This is a genomic window from Bacillus cereus group sp. BfR-BA-01331, from assembly GCF_022663915.1.
Classification (GTDB): domain Bacteria; phylum Bacillota; class Bacilli; order Bacillales; family Bacillaceae_G; genus Bacillus_A; species Bacillus_A mycoides.
On the sequence record NZ_JAKUGJ010000192.1, the window covers coordinates 1 to 319 of the forward strand.

A 319-nucleotide genomic window follows, 5' to 3' on the forward strand; every position below is an offset into this window, starting at 1 on the left:
TGGTTATCACACTTCTTATAAATCCAAAAAAGATTTAATCCAAGGATTTTATGCCAATTATGAAAGACTGATTATAGGAAAGAAAGTAGTTCATATTCAGTCTATTGGTGAAGTGAAAACAAGCCAACAACTACCAAGAAACAAAAAACCATCAAATCCAAGAGTTACATTTGATGGTCGTCACTGGTGGATTAGTGTAGGATTCCAAGAAGACTTTGAATTACAAGAACTAACCAATGAGTCGATTGGTGTGGATGTTGGTTTAAAAGAGCTGTTTGTAGCTTCTAATGGTATGAAAGAACGAAATATAAACAAAGAT

1 pseudogene is annotated in these 319 nt (G+C 33.2%); it reads left to right on the forward strand.

Features of this window, described 5'->3' with window-relative positions:
- Positions 1-319 (forward strand): annotated as a pseudogene (locus tag MR155_RS31655) (RNA-guided endonuclease InsQ/TnpB family protein); the annotation flags it as partial.